Origin of the sequence: Pseudomonas paraglycinae (assembly GCF_021601625.1) — a bacterium.
Taxonomy (GTDB): Bacteria; Pseudomonadota; Gammaproteobacteria; order Pseudomonadales; family Pseudomonadaceae; genus Aquipseudomonas; species Aquipseudomonas paraglycinae.
This window is the reverse complement of sequence record NZ_BQHR01000024.1, coordinates 13238-30186: the sequence shown is the minus strand read 5'-3', so window position 1 is coordinate 30186 and position 16949 is coordinate 13238. Positions and strand designations below refer to the sequence as shown.

The 16949-nt window shown below is 63.6% G+C and carries 13 protein-coding genes; all 13 read left to right on the top strand.

What is annotated here, in order from left to right; all coding sequences use genetic code 11:
• The first annotated feature begins 19 nt into the window (after positions 1 to 19).
• The 13 genes from L6D82_RS26280 (at position 20) to L6D82_RS26220 (ending at position 16941) form a co-directional block, all read left to right on the top strand.
• Positions 20 to 2176: a type I secretion system permease/ATPase gene (locus L6D82_RS26280; protein ID WP_085748533.1), complete on the top strand. Its 2157-nt coding sequence runs from the start codon at positions 20 to 22 to the stop codon at positions 2174 to 2176.
• Positions 2166 to 3533, top strand: a complete 1368-nt coding sequence (locus tag L6D82_RS26275) for an HlyD family type I secretion periplasmic adaptor subunit (RefSeq protein ID WP_011331851.1) — start codon at positions 2166 to 2168, stop codon at positions 3531 to 3533. The genes L6D82_RS26280 and L6D82_RS26275 overlap by 11 nt, the downstream gene beginning before the upstream one ends.
• A 287-nt stretch (positions 3534 to 3820) precedes the next feature.
• Positions 3821 to 4717: a TauD/TfdA dioxygenase family protein gene (locus L6D82_RS26270; RefSeq protein ID WP_102688558.1), complete on the top strand. Its 897-nt coding sequence runs from the start codon at positions 3821 to 3823 to the stop codon at positions 4715 to 4717.
• Between the two features lie 18 nt (positions 4718 to 4735).
• Complete coding sequence (locus L6D82_RS26265; RefSeq protein ID WP_102688559.1) at positions 4736 to 5761, top strand: ABC transporter substrate-binding protein; 1026 nt, start codon at positions 4736 to 4738, stop codon at positions 5759 to 5761.
• Between the two features lie 5 nt (positions 5762 to 5766).
• Positions 5767 to 6627, top strand: coding sequence for an ABC transporter ATP-binding protein (locus L6D82_RS26260; RefSeq protein WP_085748531.1), 861 nt, complete (start codon positions 5767 to 5769; stop codon positions 6625 to 6627).
• A 20-nt stretch (positions 6628 to 6647) separates the two neighbouring features.
• A complete protein-coding gene (locus L6D82_RS26255) occupies positions 6648 to 7514 on the top strand; it encodes an ABC transporter permease (protein ID WP_011331855.1) in 867 nt (288 codons plus the stop codon).
• A gap of 58 nt (positions 7515 to 7572) precedes the next feature.
• Complete coding sequence (locus L6D82_RS26250) at positions 7573 to 8490, top strand: LysR family transcriptional regulator (RefSeq protein ID WP_039773030.1); 918 nt, start codon at positions 7573 to 7575, stop codon at positions 8488 to 8490.
• A gap of 102 nt (positions 8491 to 8592) precedes the next feature.
• Positions 8593 to 10128 carry an MFS transporter gene (locus L6D82_RS26245; RefSeq protein ID WP_102717887.1) on the top strand — a complete coding sequence of 512 codons (1536 nt, stop codon included), beginning with the start codon at positions 8593 to 8595 and terminating at the stop codon, positions 10126 to 10128.
• An 18-nt stretch (positions 10129 to 10146) separates the two neighbouring features.
• Positions 10147 to 11217 carry an HlyD family secretion protein gene (locus L6D82_RS26240; RefSeq protein ID WP_236191949.1) on the top strand — a complete coding sequence of 357 codons (1071 nt, stop codon included), beginning with the start codon at positions 10147 to 10149 and terminating at the stop codon, positions 11215 to 11217.
• A complete protein-coding gene (locus tag L6D82_RS26235; RefSeq protein ID WP_236191948.1) occupies positions 11214 to 12665 on the top strand; it encodes an efflux transporter outer membrane subunit in 1452 nt (483 codons plus the stop codon). The genes L6D82_RS26240 and L6D82_RS26235 overlap by 4 nt, the downstream gene beginning before the upstream one ends.
• Before the next feature lie 83 nt (positions 12666 to 12748).
• Positions 12749 to 13528: an efflux RND transporter periplasmic adaptor subunit gene (locus tag L6D82_RS26230; protein ID WP_085748527.1), complete on the top strand. Its 780-nt coding sequence runs from the start codon at positions 12749 to 12751 to the stop codon at positions 13526 to 13528.
• On the top strand, positions 13525 to 14844 hold the full coding sequence (locus tag L6D82_RS26225; protein WP_236191947.1) for an efflux RND transporter periplasmic adaptor subunit: 1320 nt from the start codon (positions 13525 to 13527) through the stop codon (positions 14842 to 14844). The genes L6D82_RS26230 and L6D82_RS26225 overlap by 4 nt, the downstream gene beginning before the upstream one ends.
• Positions 14845 to 16941 (top strand): site-2 protease family protein, encoded by a 2097-nt coding sequence (locus tag L6D82_RS26220; protein WP_236191946.1) that lies wholly within the window; start codon positions 14845 to 14847, stop codon positions 16939 to 16941.
• The last annotated feature ends 8 nt before the right edge of the window (positions 16942 to 16949 follow it).

The window sequence follows — 16949 nt, the reverse complement described above, 5'->3', positions numbered from 1 at the left end:
CTGCTAAAGAGTGTCGAGCGTGGAATCAGAAGTCAGTCGAGTTCATCTCAGTCATGATCCACGCGCGTTGCATGACGATCCGTTACTGGACGGTCTGCTCGCTCTTTGCATGCTCCACCAGAAACCCGCCAGCGCGGCGATGCTGACCACCGGCCTGCCGCTGCCCAAACAACGCCTGAGTGTCGAGCTGCTGCCCCGTGCGGCGGCGCGCGCCGGGCTGCAAGGACGGGTGCTGCAGCGCAAGCTGGAAGAGATTCCGGCGATTGCCATGCCGGCGCTGTTGCTGCTCAAGGATGGCCGCAGTGCCGTCCTGCTCGGCTGGCAGGGTGAGAACGACGCGCGGGTGCTGCTCAGCGAAAGCGACGGCGGTGAATCCCTGGTCAGCCGCGAGCTGCTGGCCGACGACTACACCGGCAAAGTGTTCTTCGCCCAGCCCCAGCACAAATTCGACGTCAACCACGGCACGCTGATCCCGCGTGCGCGCTCTTGGTTTCGCGACACCCTCAAGCGTTCGCGCTGGCTGTATGCCGACGCCATCGCCGCCAGTTTTCTGATCAACATCATCGCCATGGCCGCGCCGCTGTTCGTGATGAACGTCTACGACCGCGTGGTGCCGAACCAGGCCGAAGCGACCCTGTGGGTCCTCGCGCTGGGTATCACCGGCGCCTATCTGTTCGACCTGATCCTCAAGAGCCTGCGCAGCCTGTGCCTGGATCTGGCCGGCAAGAAAACCGACCTGATCATCTCTGCCACGCTGTTCGAGCGCATCGTCGGCATGGCCATGAAATACCGCCCCGCGCGGGTCGGCAGCTTTGCCCAGAACATCCATGAGTTCCAGAGCCTGCGTGACTTCCTCGCCTCGCTGACCCTGACCAGCCTGATCGACCTGCCGTTCACCCTCCTGATCTTCATCGTCATCGCGATTCTCGGCGGGCATCTGGTGTGGATTCCGGTGCTGGCCTTTCCGATTGCGCTGCTGATCGGCTACGCATTGCAGAAGCCGCTGGTGGCAACCATGGAACGCACCATGGCCCTCGGCGCCGAGCGTCAGTCGAGCCTGATCGAAACCCTAGCCGGCCTCGACGCGGTGAAGGTCAACAACGCCGAAAGCGAACGCCAATATCAGTGGGAGCAAACCATCGGCACCCTCAGCCGCCTCGAGCTGCGGGTGAAAATGCTCTCCGGTCTGGCGATGAACATCACCCTGCTGATCCAGCAATTGGCCGGGGTGATCATGATCGTCTTCGGCGTGTACCAGATCATCGCCGGCAACCTGAGCATGGGCGGCCTGATCGCCTGCTACATGCTCAGTGGCCGCGCCCTCAGCCCGCTGGCGTCGTTGTCCGGTCTGCTGACCCGCTACCAGCAGGCGCGGGTGACCATGACCTCGGTCGACCAGATGATGGAGTTGCCGCAGGAGCGCAATTTCGAAGAACGCCCACTGAGCCGCAAGGTGCTGCAAGGCGCGATCGAATGCCGCCAGCTCAGCTTCACTTACCCGGAGCAACAGAACCCGGCGCTGAAGAACATCAACCTGGTGATCCGTCCCGGCGAGAAGATCGGCATCATCGGCCGCAGCGGTTCCGGCAAAAGCTCACTGGCGAAACTGCTGGTCGGCCTCTATCAGCCGGACGATGGTGCGTTGCTGGTGGACGGCGTCGACATCCGCCAGATCGACGTCAGCGAGCTGCGTTACAACATCGGCTACGTGCCGCAGGACATCCAGCTGCTGGCCGGCACCCTGCGCGACAACCTGATTTCCGGCGCCCGTTACGTCGAGGATGAGTTGGTGCTGCAAGCCGCCGAACTGGCCGGCGTCCACGAATTCGCCCGTCTGCACCCGCAGGGTTATGAACTGCAAGTCGGCGAGCGCGGGCAGAACCTGTCCGGCGGTCAGCGCCAGAACGTCGCCCTGGCCCGGGCGCTGTTGCTCAATCCGCCGATTCTCTTGCTCGACGAACCGACCAGCGCCATGGACAACACCGGCGAAGAACGCCTCAAGCAACGCCTCGCGGCGGTGGTGGAAAACAAGACCGTGGTGTTGGTGACGCACCGGGCATCGCTGCTGTCGCTGGTCGATCGCCTACTGGTGGTCGACCGTGGACAGATCCTCGCCGACGGCCCGAAAGCGGCCGTCATGGAAGCGTTGAAGAAGGGGCAAATCAGTGTTGCTTAAGTCGGGTTTCAAGGATTCGATCCGCCGCTACTTCAAGGGCTCGGCATCGCTGCAGGGCCAGCCGCTGCCAGAGGTCAACAAGGCCTTGATCGAGGACGCGCCGCGCGTGGTGCGTTTGACGATCTGGGCAATCATCGGTTTCTTCGTGTTCCTGATGCTGTGGGCCAACTTCGCCGTCATCGACGAAGTGACCAAGGGCGACGGCAAGGCGATTCCCTCGTCGAAGATCCAGAAAATCCAGAACCTCGAGGGCGGGATTGTCTCTGAGTTGTTCGTCAAGGAAGGCCAGATCGTCGAGGCCGGCGCGCCGCTGGTGCGGCTGGATGACACGCGTTTTGCCTCCAACGTCGGCGAAACCGAGGCTGATCGGCTGTCGATGTTGCTGCGGGTCGAGCGCCTGAGTGCCGAGGTCGATGACCGGCCGCTGAATTTCCCCGAGGACGTGCTCAAAGCCGTGCCGGGTCAGGCGAAAAGTGAAGAATCGTTGTACATCAGCCGTCGTCAGCAACTGCACGATGAAGTCGGTGGTTTGCAGGAGCAGTTGATCCAGCGTCAGCAAGAGCTGCGCGAGTTCACCTCGAAGCAGGCGCAGTACCGCCAGCAACTCGGCCTGCAACGTCAGGAAATCAACATGTCTGAGCCGCTGGTGGCCCAGGGCGCGGTGTCGCCGGTGGAAGTGCTGCGACTCAAGCGTGCCGAAGTGGAAACCCGTGGTCAGCTCGATGCCACCACCCTGGCGATCCCGCGCGCCGAATCGGCGATCAAGGAAGTGCAGCGCAAGATTGACGAGACGCGCGGCAAGTTCCGCAGTGAAGCCCTGACCCAGCTCAACGAGGCGCGCACCGACCTGAACAAGGCCCAGGCCACCGGCAAGGCGCTGGAAGACCGGGTCAGCCGGACGCTCGTCACCTCGCCGGTGCGGGGCATCGTCAACAAGATGCTGGTCAACACCATCGGCGGCGTGATCCAGCCGGGCAGCGACCTGTTGGAAATCGTGCCGTTGGACGACACGCTGCTGGTCGAAGCGAAGATCCGTCCGCAGGACATTGCATTCCTGCATCCGGGTCAGGAAGCCACGGTGAAGTTCACCGCGTATGACTACACCATCTACGGTGGGCTCAAGGCCAAGCTGGAACAGATCGGCGCCGACACCATCACCGACGAAGACAAGAAAACCACCTACTACGTCATCAAGCTGCGCACCGAGCGCAGCCATCTCGGCACTGACGAGAAGCCGTTGCTGATCATCCCGGGGATGGTCGCGTCGGTGGACATCATCACCGGCAAGAAGACCGTGCTGAGCTATCTGCTCAAACCGATCATCCGGGCGCGGGCCGAGGCGTTGCACGAGCGGTAAATCCTCACGGACGCCTCCGCGGGACTCGCGGAGGTGTTCGTAGCACCAACGCATTCCGTCCAGAAGTGACACAAATGGTCACTCACCATCCAGTCCATTCCTATGCAATCGCCATATCGTTATTCGTTAACAGTATTTAAATTCCGCTTCTTATAGCTATAAAGTCAGCCTCCTGCGTACCTGCCGACCAATCGGCGCGCCGCACGACACGAACCAACACGCAATCCAGCGTGAGTTTCTGATCGACGCGCGCGCCCTTGAGCGCGCCGTGCGTGGGAGATTGATTGATGTCCGCAGCTACTGCTACCCCAAGCGCCGCGACTGCCGCGCCGCAAACCTTCGAGATCCGCCCGTTCAGCGGTGCCGTCGGCGCCGAGATCATCGGCCTCGATCTGACCCGTCCGGTCAACGATGAAGACTTCGCCCGCATCCACCGCGCGCACCTTGATCACCACGTCGTGGTGTTCCGCGACCAGCGCATCACCCCGCAACAGCAGATCGACTTCAGCCGCCGCTTCGGCGTGTTGCAGATCCACGTGCTCAAGCAGTTCCTGCTGGCCAATCACCCGGAAATCCTCATCGTTTCCAACATCGTCGAGAACGGCCAGAACATCGGCCTCGGTGATGCCGGCAAGTTCTGGCACTCGGACCTTTCCTATAAAGAGCTGCCGAGCCTCGGCTCGATGCTGCACGCCCAAGAGCTGCCGTCCGAAGGCGGCGACACCCTGTTCGCCGACATGCACAAAGCCTGGGACAGCCTGCCCGACGCACTGCGCAAAGCGGTCGAAGGCCGCTCGGCTGCGCATTCCTACACCGCGCGTTACAGCGAAACCAAATTCGAAGGCAACTGGCGCCCGACCCTGACCCCGGAGCAATTGGCCCAGGTCGCCGAGGTTGTGCACCCGGTGGTCCGCACCCATCCGGAAAACGGCCGCAAGGCCTTGTTCGTCAGCGAAGGCTTCACCACCCGCATCGTCGGCCTGCCGGAAGACGAGAGCAAACAACTGCTCGACGAGCTCTACGCCCACAGCGTGCTGCCGCAGAACATCTATCGCCATCAATGGCAGCCCCACGACATGGTGTTCTGGGACAACCGCTCGCTGATCCACCTTGCCGCCGGTTGCCCTGCGCACCTGCGCCGCAAGCTGTATCGCACCACCATTCAGGGCGACGCGCCTTTCTGATTTGCCGGAGATCCGATCATGTCCAAACGTCTTCCATTCGCGCCGCTGGCAGCGGCAATCGGCCTCGGTTTCAGCCTGATCGCCGGCAGCCTGCTGGCGCCGACCGCGGCCCACGCCGAAGGTGAAATCCGCATCGCCGAGCAGTTCGGTATTGTCTATTTATTGCTCAATGTGGTGCGCGATCAGGGACTGATCGAGAAGTACGGCAAGCAGGAAGGGCTCGACATCAAGGTCGACTGGACCCAGTTGTCCGGCGGCGCGGCGGTCAACGATGCGTTGCTCTCCGGCTCCATCGACATTGCCGGCGCCGGTGTCGGGCCGTTGCTGACGATCTGGGATCGCACCCACGGCAAGCAGAACGTCAAAGCCGTGGCCTCGCTGGGCAACTTCCCGTACTACCTGGTCAGCAACAATCCCAAGGTCAAAACCATCGCCGACTTCACCGAGAAGGACCGCATTGCGGTGCCGGCAGTGGGCGTTTCCGTGCAGTCGCGCTTCCTGCAATACGCGGCGGCGAAGCAGTGGGGCGACAAGGAATTCAATCGCCTCGACAAGTACACCATCGCCGTTCCGCACCCGGACGCCACCGCTGCGCTGATTGCCGGCGGCACCGAGCTGACCGGGCACTTCTCCAACCCGCCGTTCCAGGATCAGGCGTTGGAAAATCCGAATGTGCACGTGGTGTTCAACTCCTATGACGTGCTCGGCCCGAACTCGCCGACCGTGCTGTTCGCCACCGAGAAATTCCGCAACGAGAACCCGAAAACCTACAAGGCGTTTGTCGAAGCGCTGACCGAAGCCGCGCAATTTGCGCAGAACGATAAAGGCGCGGCGGCGGACACCTACATCCGCGTGACCAAGGCCAAGATCGACCGCGCCGCGTTGCTGAAAATCATCGACAACCCGCAGTTCGAATTCAGCGTCACGCCGAAAAACACCTACCCGCTCGCCGAATTCCTCTACCGCGTCGGCGCGATCAAGAACAAACCCGAATCGTGGAAGGACTACTTCTTCCAGGACGCCAAACCGTTGCAGGGGAGCTGATCGACATGAACGCCCCTTTGCAAGGCCACGCGGCCAGCAACCCGATCGCCACCGCGCAAGCGCTGCTGGCGGTCGACCAGGTCAGCCTCGAATACCGCACGCCGCAGCGCGTCGTGCGGGCCACCCATCAGGTCAGTTTCGAAGTCGATCAACAGGATCGCTTCGTGCTGCTCGGTCCTTCCGGCTGCGGTAAATCCACCTTGCTCAAAGCCGTCGCCGGGTTCATAGCGCCGTGCGAGGGCGAGATCCGTCTGCAAGGCCAGCGCGTCGATGCGCCGGGGCCGGACCGGATCGTGGTGTTTCAGGAGTTCGATCAACTGCCACCGTGGAAAACCGTCAAACAGAACGTGATGTTTCCGCTGCTGGCTTCGCGCACGCTGAAGAAAAAGGAAGCCGAAGAGCGCGCGCTGCATTATCTGGAAAAAGTCGGTCTGGCGGCGTTCGCCGATGCCTATCCGCACACCTTGTCCGGGGGCATGAAAGCGCGGGTGGCGATTGCCCGGGCGCTGGCGATGCAGCCGAAAATCCTGCTGATGGACGAGCCGTTCGCCGCGCTGGATGCCCTGACCCGCCGCAAGATGCAGGAGGAATTGCTGCTGCTCTGGGAGGAGGTGCGGTTCACCTTGCTGTTCGTCACCCACTCGATTGAAGAAGCGCTGGTGGTCGGCAATCGCATCCTGCTGTTATCGCCGCACCCGGGCCGGGTGAGGGCGGAAGTGCACAGTCATCAATACGATTTGCACAGCCTTGGCGGCGTGGCGTTTCAAGAGTCGGCACGGCGCATTCACCGTTTGCTGTTCGATGAAGGGCAGTCGCCGGAAGCCGAGCGCGAACTGGATTTCACCGATATCCGCATCGCTTATTGAGCCGCCTGGAGGATTGCCCGATGAGCCATTCATCATCCGTACGTCAAGAATTCGAAAACGATCTGCAACCGCTGACCAGCGTCCCGGTGGAGCGCGAGCTGCCGCTGGGCCAGCGCCTGTGGCAACAGGGCTGGCTGCGCAAAAGCGTGATCCTGATTTTGCTCGCCGTGCTCTGGGAGGTGGTCGCCCGGGTGCAAAACAACGACCTGTTGCTGCCGAGCTTTTTGCAGACCAGTCATGCGCTGTACGACGGCCTGCTCAGCGGCGAGCTGCTGGGCAAGGTGTGGATCTCGCTGGTGGTGCTGATCAAGGGTTACCTGATCGGCATCGTCCTGGCCTTCGCTCTGACCACGCTGGCGGTTTCGACCCAGGTGGGTCGGGACTTGCTCAGCACCCTGACTTCGATGTTCAACCCGCTGCCGGCGATTGCGCTGTTGCCGCTGGCGTTGCTGTGGTTCGGCCTGGGGCAGAACAGCCTGATTTTCGTGCTGGTGCATTCGGTGCTGTGGGCGCTGGCGTTGAACACTTACGCCGGGTTTCTCGGCGTCTCGGAAACCCTGCGCATGGCCGGGCGCAACTACGGCTTGAAGGGCATGCGCTTCGTGCTGTTCATCCTGATTCCGGCGGCGCTGCCATCGATCCTCGCCGGGCTGAAAATCGGTTGGGCCTTCGCCTGGCGTACCCTGATCGCCGCCGAACTGGTGTTCGGCGCCACCAGCGGCAAGGGCGGCCTGGGCTGGTACATCTTCCAGAACCGCAACGAGCTGTACACCGACAAGGTGTTTGCCGGTCTGGCGGTGGTTATCCTCATCGGTCTGCTGGTGGAGAACCTGGTATTCGACACGCTGGAGCGGGTGACGGTGAAACGCTGGGGGATGCAGCGCTGATTTTCTGATCTGCTAGCATTGCGTGCGAATCAATCCTGATCGGTCACGAGTGCTCAGCATGCAACTCCCGGACATGAACCTGTTGGTCGCCCTCGACGCCTTGCTCGACGAGGGCAGCGTGGTCGGCGCCGCGCGGCGGATGAACCTCAGCCCGGCGGCCATGAGCCGCACGCTGACGCGGATCCGCGAAGCCATTGGCGATCCGATTCTGGTGCGCGCCGGTCGCGGCCTGGTGCCGACGCCCAAGGCCCTGGAGCTGCGCGAGCAGGTGCGCGATGTGGTCGAGCAGGCGGCGCTGCTGTTTCGCTCGGCCGATGCGGTGGAACTGGGGACGTTGCGCCGGCGCTTCAGCATTCGCGCCAACGACTTCTTCGTCGGTGTGTACGGCGGCAAGCTGTTCGACACCCTCGATCAACTGGCGCCGCACTGTGAGTTGCGTTTCGTTCCCGAAGGTGATGGCGACGATGAAGCCCTGCGCGAAGGGCGGATCGACCTGAGTGTCAGCAACACCCGCCCGGTGACGCCGGAAGTCAAAGTGCAGAACCTGTTTTCCACCCACTTCGTCGGCTTGGTGCGCGAGGATCATCCGCTGCTGGATGGCGAGATCACGGCCGAACGTTACGCCGGTTTTTCCCACATCAGCATGTCCCGCCGGGGCATCGCCCGTGGGCCCATCGACACCGCTTTGAATGCCCTGGGGCTGGAGCGACGGGTGGCAGTGATTGCGCCGAGTTTCCACGCGGCGATGTTCGCCCTGCCGGACTCCGACCTGATTTTGCCGGTGCCCAAGGAAGCGCTGCTCAGCGTGCGGCGGCTGGGCTTGAAGCTGCGCTCGTTCAATCTGCCGGTCCCGTTGCCGACCCTGATGCTGACCCAGGCCTGGCACCCGCGTTTCGACAAGGATCCGGCCCACCGCTGGCTGCGTGAAACCCTCAAGACCTGCTGCGACGAAACCTGGCTGGCGGCACAGCCCTGACGATTGCGTCTGGCGCACTTATAAGCTGCCAATAAGTCAATTTTCGTCAGCACTAAGCCCTACTAACATGCTCCGGTATTTTTCCCTCCGGAGTTTGCTTGCATGACATCCCTGACGGTCACGGCACCGATTGCCGCTACCGCTCCGATGGCAGCCGCGCCACCGGTGTTCGGGGCGCGGATCATCATCGGTCTGGTCGGTGTGCTGCTGGCGGTGCTGGTGTCGGGTCTCAACGAGATGGTGACCAAGGTCGCCCTGGCCGACATTCGCGGCGCCCTGAGCATCGGTTACGACGAAGGCACCTGGCTGGTCGCCAGTTACACCGCGACCTCGGTGGCGGCCATGGCGTTCGCGCCGTGGTGCTCGGTGACCTTTTCCCTTCGTCGCTTCACCCTGTGCGCCATCGGCGTGTTCACCCTGCTCGGGGTGCTTTGCCCGTTCGCCCCGAACTACGAAAGCCTGCTGCTGATGCGCATCCTGCAAGGCTTGGCCGGCGGTGCGCTGCCGCCGATGCTGATGACCGTTGCCCTGCGTTTCCTACCGGCCAATATCAAACTGTATGGCCTCGCCGGTTATGCCCTGACCGCTACCTTCGGCCCTGGTCTCGGTACGCCGCTGGCCGGGCTGTGGACTGAGTACGTCGGCTGGCAGTGGACGTTCTGGCAAATCATCGTGCCGTGCCTGATCGCCATGGCCGCTGTTGCGTACGGCTTGCCGCAGGATCCGCTGCGTCTGGAACGCCTCAAGTCATTCAACTGGAAAGGCCTGCTGCTGGGCTTTCCGGCGATCTGCATGCTGGTGATCGGCCTGCTGCAGGGCAATCGCCTGGACTGGTTCGAGTCGAACCTGATCTGCGCTTTGCTCGGCGCCGGTTCGCTGTTGCTGGTGGCGTTTCTGATCAATGAATGGTCGCAGCCGATTCCATTCTTCAAGTTGCAGATGCTCGGCATTCGTAACCTGTCGTTCGCGCTGATGACGTTGGCCGGCGTGCTGGTGGTGCTGCTGGCGGTGGTGCTGATTCCATCGAGTTATCTGGCTCAGGTGCAGGGTTACCGGCCGGTACAGACCGCGCCGATCATGCTGATCGCGGCGTTACCTCAGTTGATCGCGCTGCCGCTGGTGGCGGCGTTGTGCAACCTGCGTTGGGTCGATTGCCGCTGGGTGCTCGGCATCGGTTTGAGCATGCTGACGCTGTCGTGCCTGGGCGGCTCGCAGCTGACCTCGGAATGGATTCGCGACGATTTCTATGTCCTGCAATGGCTGCAGATTTTCGGCCAGCCGATGGCGGTGCTGCCGTTGCTGATGCTGTCGACCGGCAGCATCCAGCCGCAGGACGGGCCGTTTGCCTCGGCCTGGTTCAACACCGTGAAAGGCCTGGCGGCGGTGGTCGCCACTGGCGTGATCGAAGCGCTGACCACTTCGCGCCTGCATTTTCACTCGACGATGCTGGTCGATCGTCTCGGCAACTCGCCGTTGGTCGCGAGCAATGACCCCGGCCTCGCCCATCGCCTGCACGAACAGGCGGTGGTGCTGACTTCTTCGGATCTTTATCTGTGCATGGCCGGCGTCGCGGTGGCGCTGATCCTGCTGATTTTCTGGCTGCCGACGCGGATCTTCCCGCCGCGCGCGCCGACCTGACTGAAATAGAAGGTTCTTATGACGACTCAAGCAAAGCAGAAACTCGCGGTGGCTGTGGCCGCTGCGCTGGCGGTCGGTGTGCTGGTGTATCTGGCGATGCCCGGCCTGTTCGGCAAGCGCACTCAGCAGAACACCAACGATGCGTTCGTTTCTGCCGATTTCACCCTGGTGGTGCCGCGTGTGGCGGGGTTCATCAAAGAGGTGCTGGTGGAAGACAACCAGCAGGTCAAGGCCGGGCAGTTGCTGGCGCTGATCGATGACCGCGACCTGCGCGCCGCCGCCGAGGCCGCCGATGCGCAAACCCTGGTCGCCCGCGCTCAATTGCAGAACGCCAGGGCCACGCTGGAGCGCCAGACCTCGGTGATCGCTCAGGCGCAGGCGTCGGTGGTTTCGGCCAAGGCTGAAATGGCCTTCGCCCAGCAGGAATTGAACCGCTATAACCACTTGGCCGGCGTCGGTGCCGGCACCGTGCAGAACGCGCAACAGGCGCGCACCCGGATCGATCAGGCCTCTGCGCGGCTGGACACGGCCACCGCGAAACTGGCGGCGGAACGTAAACAGGTCGAGATTCTGACGGCGCAGCGCGATGCCGCCGAAGGCAGTTTGAAACACGCTCAGGCCGCGCTGGAAATCGCTAGTTTCGAGCTGTCTTACACGCGCATCACCGCGCCCCAGGACGGCATGATCGGCGAGCGCGCCGTGCGGGTCGGCGCCTATGTGACACCGGGCAGCAAACTGCTGGCGGTGGTGCCGCTGAAGCAGGCCTATGTGGTCGCCAACTTCCAGGAAACCCAGCTCACCGATGTGCAGCCGGGGCAGGACGTTGTGGTGCGGGTCGACAGCCTCGGCGGCGAAGCCCTCACCGGCCGCGTCGAGAGCATTGCCCCGGCGACCGGCGTGACTTTCGCGGCGGTCAAACCGGACAACGCCACCGGCAACTTCACCAAAGTCGTGCAGCGGATTCCGGTGAAGGTCCTGCTGGATCCGGGCCAGCCGCTGGCCGAACGCTTGCGGGTGGGGATGTCGGTGGAGGCGAGCATCGACACCGAAAGCTCGGCGACGTCGGTGCGTGAGGTGACACAGCGATGAAGCGCTTTCATTCCCTGACAGTGGTCCTGAGTCTGTCGGCGCTGGCGGCGTGCACCGTCGGCCCGGACTTCCAGAAACCCGAAGCCACGCAGATTGCCGAGTGGGCAAAACCGTCAAAAACTGCCGTCAGCCAGGCTGTCAGCGAACCTTTGAACGAGCGCTGGTGGGAAGTCTTTCACGACGCGCAACTCTCGGCCCTGACCCAGCGCGCCCTGCGCAGCAACCTCGATCTGCAACTGGCCAGCAGCCGTCTGCAACAAAGCCGCGCTGCCCGTCAGGTGATCAGCGCCGACCGCTATCCTACGACTGCCGCCACCGGTAGCTACGCACGCAAACGCAACAGCGGCGAGGGCCTGAACGACCCGTCCGGGCACAACGGCGATTCTGCCTTCAACCTGTGGGATGCCGGTTTCTCCGCCTCCTGGGAGCTGGACTTCTGGGGGCGCGTACGCAGGGAGACCGAAGCCGCCGACGCCAATCTCGAAGTCGCGGAAAACGACCGTCGCGGCGTGCTGTTGGCGGTACTCGCGGACACCGCGCAGAACTACATTCAACTGCGCGGCGTGCAGAACACCCGCGCCGTCACCGAGCAGAACCTCGATGTCGCACGGCACAGTCTGAAGCTCTCGCAACTGCGCCTCAACGACGGCGTGGCCACCGATCTCGACGTCGCCGAAGCGGCCGCGCAAGTGGCGGCCATCGAATCGCGACTGCCGGCACTGGAACAACGTCAGGCGCAACTGATCAACGCCATCAGCCTGTTGATGGGCGAACCGCCGCAGGCGCTGGCGAAAGAGTTATCCACAGATGCGCCGGTGCCGCAGTCGCCGCTGACCGTCGCCATCGGCCTGCCGTCGCAACTGGCCGAACGCCGCCCGGACATCCGCCAGGCCGAAGCCCGATTGCATGCCGCCACCGCCAACATTGGCGTGGCGAAGGGCGATTTCTATCCGCGCATCACCCTGTCCGGCAACCTCGGCTCGCAAGCCATGCAGCTCAGTGATTTCGGCTCCTGGGGCTCACGCGCCTTCGGCATCGGCCCGCAATTCAGCCTGCCGCTGTTCGACGGCGGCCGCTTGCGCGGCATGCTGCAACTGCGCGAAGCCCAGCAGCAGGAAGCGGCGATCGGTTATCAACAGACCGTCCTGCGCGCCTGGCACGAAATCGACGACCAGTTGACCGCCTACAACGCCAGCCAGCGCCGCCGCGACAGCCTCGCCGAAGCCGTGCGCCAGAACCAGATCGCCCTGCGCACCGCACAACAGCAATACGTCGAAGGCGTGGTCGACTTCGTCAACGTCCTCACCGTGCAAGGCGCGCTGCTCGCCACCCAGGAACAATGGGTGGAAAGCTCCACCGGCGTTTCACTGGCGATGGTCGGGTTGTACCGGGCGTTGGGTGGGGGATGGGAGTCGGTGTATCCGGTGGGGGAGATGGCGCAGCGTTGATTCTCCCACCCGAATGATGGCCTTTCGCTTGACGCTAATCCCCGCTGTCGTAGACTCCGAGCATCCGTCAGGGAGTAACGGTTATGCGGCGTTTTCGTGGTTGGGTTGTCGGATTGACCTTTGTAACGTGTGCAGTTCAGGCTCAAACGCCCGCGCCAGACGATCCGCTGCTGGATAACGGCGGGGCGGCGAATGCGTCGGCCAGCAGTGAAGCGCGCGGGGTGTTGCGGGCGCGGGATCAGGCGACGCTGGCCAGTGAGTTGTCGGGGCGGATTATCGAGTTGCCGTTCAGCGAGGGCGAGTCGTTCAAGAAGGGCGATACCCTGGCGCGGTTCGACTGTTCGGCTTATCAGGCCCAGTTGAACGCCGCGCAAGCCGCCAGCCGTGGCGCCGGTGAAGAGCTGGCGCACAACCGGCAACTGGCGGCGCTCAATTCCGTCGGGCGTTTCGAAGTGGCCCGGGCCGAAGCCAAGGTCAGCGAGACCCAGGCGCAATCTCAGGTTTATCAAGTCCAGGTCAAACGCTGCAGCGTGGTTGCGCCATTCGACGGGCAAGTGGTCGAGCGCAAGGTGCAACGCTACGAAAGCGTGCCGGCCGGTGCACCGCTGCTCGATGTGGTCGACAACCGCACCCTGGAAATCCATCTGCTGGTGCCGTCGCGCTGGATGGCCAGGCTCAAGCCCGGTCAGTCGTTCAGCTTTGTGCCCGATGAAACCGGTCAGGCTATCGACGCCACGGTCAAACGCCTCGGTGCGCGGATCGATGAGGGCAGTCAGACCCTGTTGCTGGTCGCAACACTCCCCGAAGCCAAAGGCTTGCTCGCCGGTATGAGCGGCACCGCGCGTTTTCCGGAGCTTAAGTGAACGCCCCGGTGAGCGGCGCCGCCGAGCAAGTGTTCGCGCGGTTTCTCGATCTCGAACGGCAGACCCGCGCGGCCCAAGACATTTCGCAACTGGCCTACAGCCTGGTCAATGACGGCCAGTCGCTGTTCGGTTTTCGCCATGCGGCGCTGTTGATTGCCGGCAAGGTGCAGGCGGTGACCGGGGTCAGCGCGGTGGAGCCGAATGCGCCGTTCGTGGCGTTCGTCGAGCAGGCTGTGGCGCAGTTGTTCAAGCAGGATGTGCTGAAACAGGCGCGGGTGATCACGCCGGAAATGGTCGGCGAATCGATTCAGGCCGATTGGCGCAGCCTGTCGGCCATGCAAGTGTTCTGGTTGCCGCTGATCGACCGTCAGGGTCAGGTGTTCGGCGGTTTGTGGCTGGCCCGTGATCTGCCGTGGAACCCTTCCGAGCAAGTGCTGCTGTCGCAACTGGGCGACACCTACAGTCATGCCTGGCTGGCGTTGCAACCGCGAAAACCTTGGCGGCTGCGCTGGACCCGTAAACGCCAGGTGGCGCTGGTCGCCGTGTTGTTGCTCGGGCTGTTGATCCCGGTGCGCCAGTCGGTGCTGGCGCCCGCCGAAGTGGTGCCTCAGGGCGGGCGGGTTGTCGCCGCACCGCTGGACGGGGTGATCGCCGAGTTTCTGGTCAAACCCAACCAGAGCGTGAAAGCCGGTGACCTGTTGCTGCGTTTTGAAAGCACGACGCTGAAGGCTCAGGCCGATGTCGCCGAGCGTGCGCTCGGGGTTGCCGAAGCGGAACTCAAAGCCAATTCCCAGCGCTCGTTCGTTGATGCCGAATCCAGCTCCCGGGTCGACCTGCTGGCCGCCCGCGCCGAACAGAAACGCGCCGAACGCGACTACGCCCGCGAACTGCTCAACCGCAGCGAAGTGCGTGCCGAGCGCGACGGCATTGCGGTGTTCGCCGATGCCGAGCGCTGGACCGGCAAACCGGTGCAGACCGGCGAACGGCTGATGGAAATCGCCGACCCGAGCCAGGCCGAACTGCGTATCGAACTGGCCGTGGGCGATGCGATTTCGCTGGAGCCGGGCGCCGAAGTCGCGCTGTTTCTCGACAGCGATCCGCTGCAACGCCACCTCGCCACCCTCGAACGCTCGGCCTATGAGGCGCAGCCCACCGCCGGCGGGCAATTGGCCTATCGGCTGGACGCCAATTTCGCCGACGCTCCGCCGCGTATCGGCCTGCGTGGCACTGCGAAAATATTCGGCGACCGCGCACCACTGGCCTTGTACCTGCTGCGGCGTCCGCTCGCCGGACTGCGCCAGAGCGTAGGTCTGTAAATGACCCTGCCGAGCCTGCGTGCCGACCTGCAATTGTCGCCCGCGGCGCCGGCATTGGACGGTTCGCCGCGCTGGACGTTGGCCGACCCGGTGCGCGGGCGCTACTTCAAACTCGGCACGGCGGCCATGCGCCTGTTGCGCCACTGGTCGCTGGGCGATCCCGAACAAGTGCTGCGCGCCGCCAATCGTGAACCGGGTTTGCCCCTCGACGGCAACGAGTTGGCGCAACTGCTGGAGTTCCTGCGCGGTCACGATCTGATCAGTGCCCTCGACGAGCAACAGCGCGCCAGTTATCGGCTCAAGGCCCTCGTACAACGCCAGAGCCTGTGGAAAATCCTGCTGCATCAATACCTGTTCTTCCGCATTCCACTGTGGCGCCCGGACGCTTTTCTCAACCGTGCCTGGCCGTGGCTGGAGCGCTTCGGGCCAAGGGTTTTGCGCTACGGCCTGCCGGCGACGCTGGCGCTCGGGGTGTTTCTGGTGTCGCGGGACTGGCAGCGCTTCGTCGGCACCTTCCCGCACCTGTTCAGCCTCGGCGGGGCGATTTCATTTGGTGTGGCGCTGTTCTTCGCCAAGCTCTGTCACGAGTTCGGTCATGCGTTCATGGCCAAGCGCGCCGGGTGTCGGGTGCAAAGCATGGGCGTGGCGTTCATGGTCTTGCTGCCGATGTTCTACACCGATGTCAGCGATGCCTGGCGGGTCAATGATCGAAGCGCGCGACTGCTGATCGGTGCCGGTGGGGTGCTGGCGGAATTACTGCTGGCGAGCATCGCGCTGCTGGTCTGGTCGTTCCTGCCGGACGGGCCCGGTCGCACGGCGGCGTTCATGCTCGCCAGCGCGACCTGGATCACCACGCTGGTGGTCAATCTCAACCCGTTCATGCGATTTGATGGCTACTTTCTGCTCAGCGATTTGTGGGAGGTCGACAACCTTCAGGGCCGGGCCTTTGCCTTTTGCCGCTGGCGCCTGCGTGAGTTCTTGTTCGGCTATGGCGCGCCGGCGCCGGAGCCTTGGTCGCCGACGATGCAGCGGCGTTTGCTGATCTGGGGGTATGGCTCGTGGTTATGGCGTGCGGCGTTGTTTTTCGGGATCGCGCTGGCGGTCTATCACCTGTTCTTCAAGGTATTGGGGATCTTCCTGATGCTGGTGGAACTGGTGTGGTTTATCTTCCTGCCGATCATGAGTGAGTGGCGCCAGTGGTGGAGCCGCCGCGAACAGGCTCACGGCCCTCGGGTGTTGCTCAGCAGCCTGGCGGTACTCGGCTTGTTGCTGGTGCTGATCGTGCCGTGGCGCAGTTCGGTGGAATTGCCGACGATGCTCGAGGGCGGTCGCGCCAGTGCCTTGCACGCACCGACGGCGGCGCGGGTCAAAGCCGTGAAGGTCGAGGATGGTCAGACCGTGGCTCAGGGCGACGTGCTGATCGAGCTGGAATCACCCGATCTCGATTCGCGGCAGGCCATCGTTCGCCGGGAAATCCGCATCCAGCAATTGCTGATGCGCCGTCAGGCCGGCCGCAGTGAAACCGCTGCCGACGCGGGTATCGTCGAGCAGCGTCTCGCCGAAGCGGTGGCGGAATACCGTGGCCTGACCGCCCAACGCGAACGCCTGCAGTTACGCGCACCCCATGCCGGCACCGTGCGTGACCTGCTGCCGAACCTGACGCCGGGCCGCTGGCTGTCGAGCAAGGATGCGCTGGCGCGGGTGGTCGAGGACGGCACGCGACTGCGTGGTTACCTGGCCGAAGCCGAACTGTGGCGGGTCAAGCCCGGTGCCACCGGGCGGTTTATCGCCGACGACCCGATGCATGCCGCCATCGCGGTGCAACTCAATGAAATCGACACCAACGGTGTGGCCTATGTCGATCAGGAAGCGCTGACTTCCGATCACCACGGGCCGATTGCCGTGCGCCGCGATCAGCAGCAACGGGCGGAACCGGTGCAGGCGCAATACGGCGTGCGTTTGACTACGCTGGATCAGGCACCGACCCCGGTGCAGCCGCTGCGCGGCGTGGTGGTGTTGCAGGGCAGCGGCGAATCGGTGCTCGGCGTGGCCTGGCGCCGGATGGCGGCGCTGGGGGTCAGGGAAAGCGGTTTCTAGGGAGCATG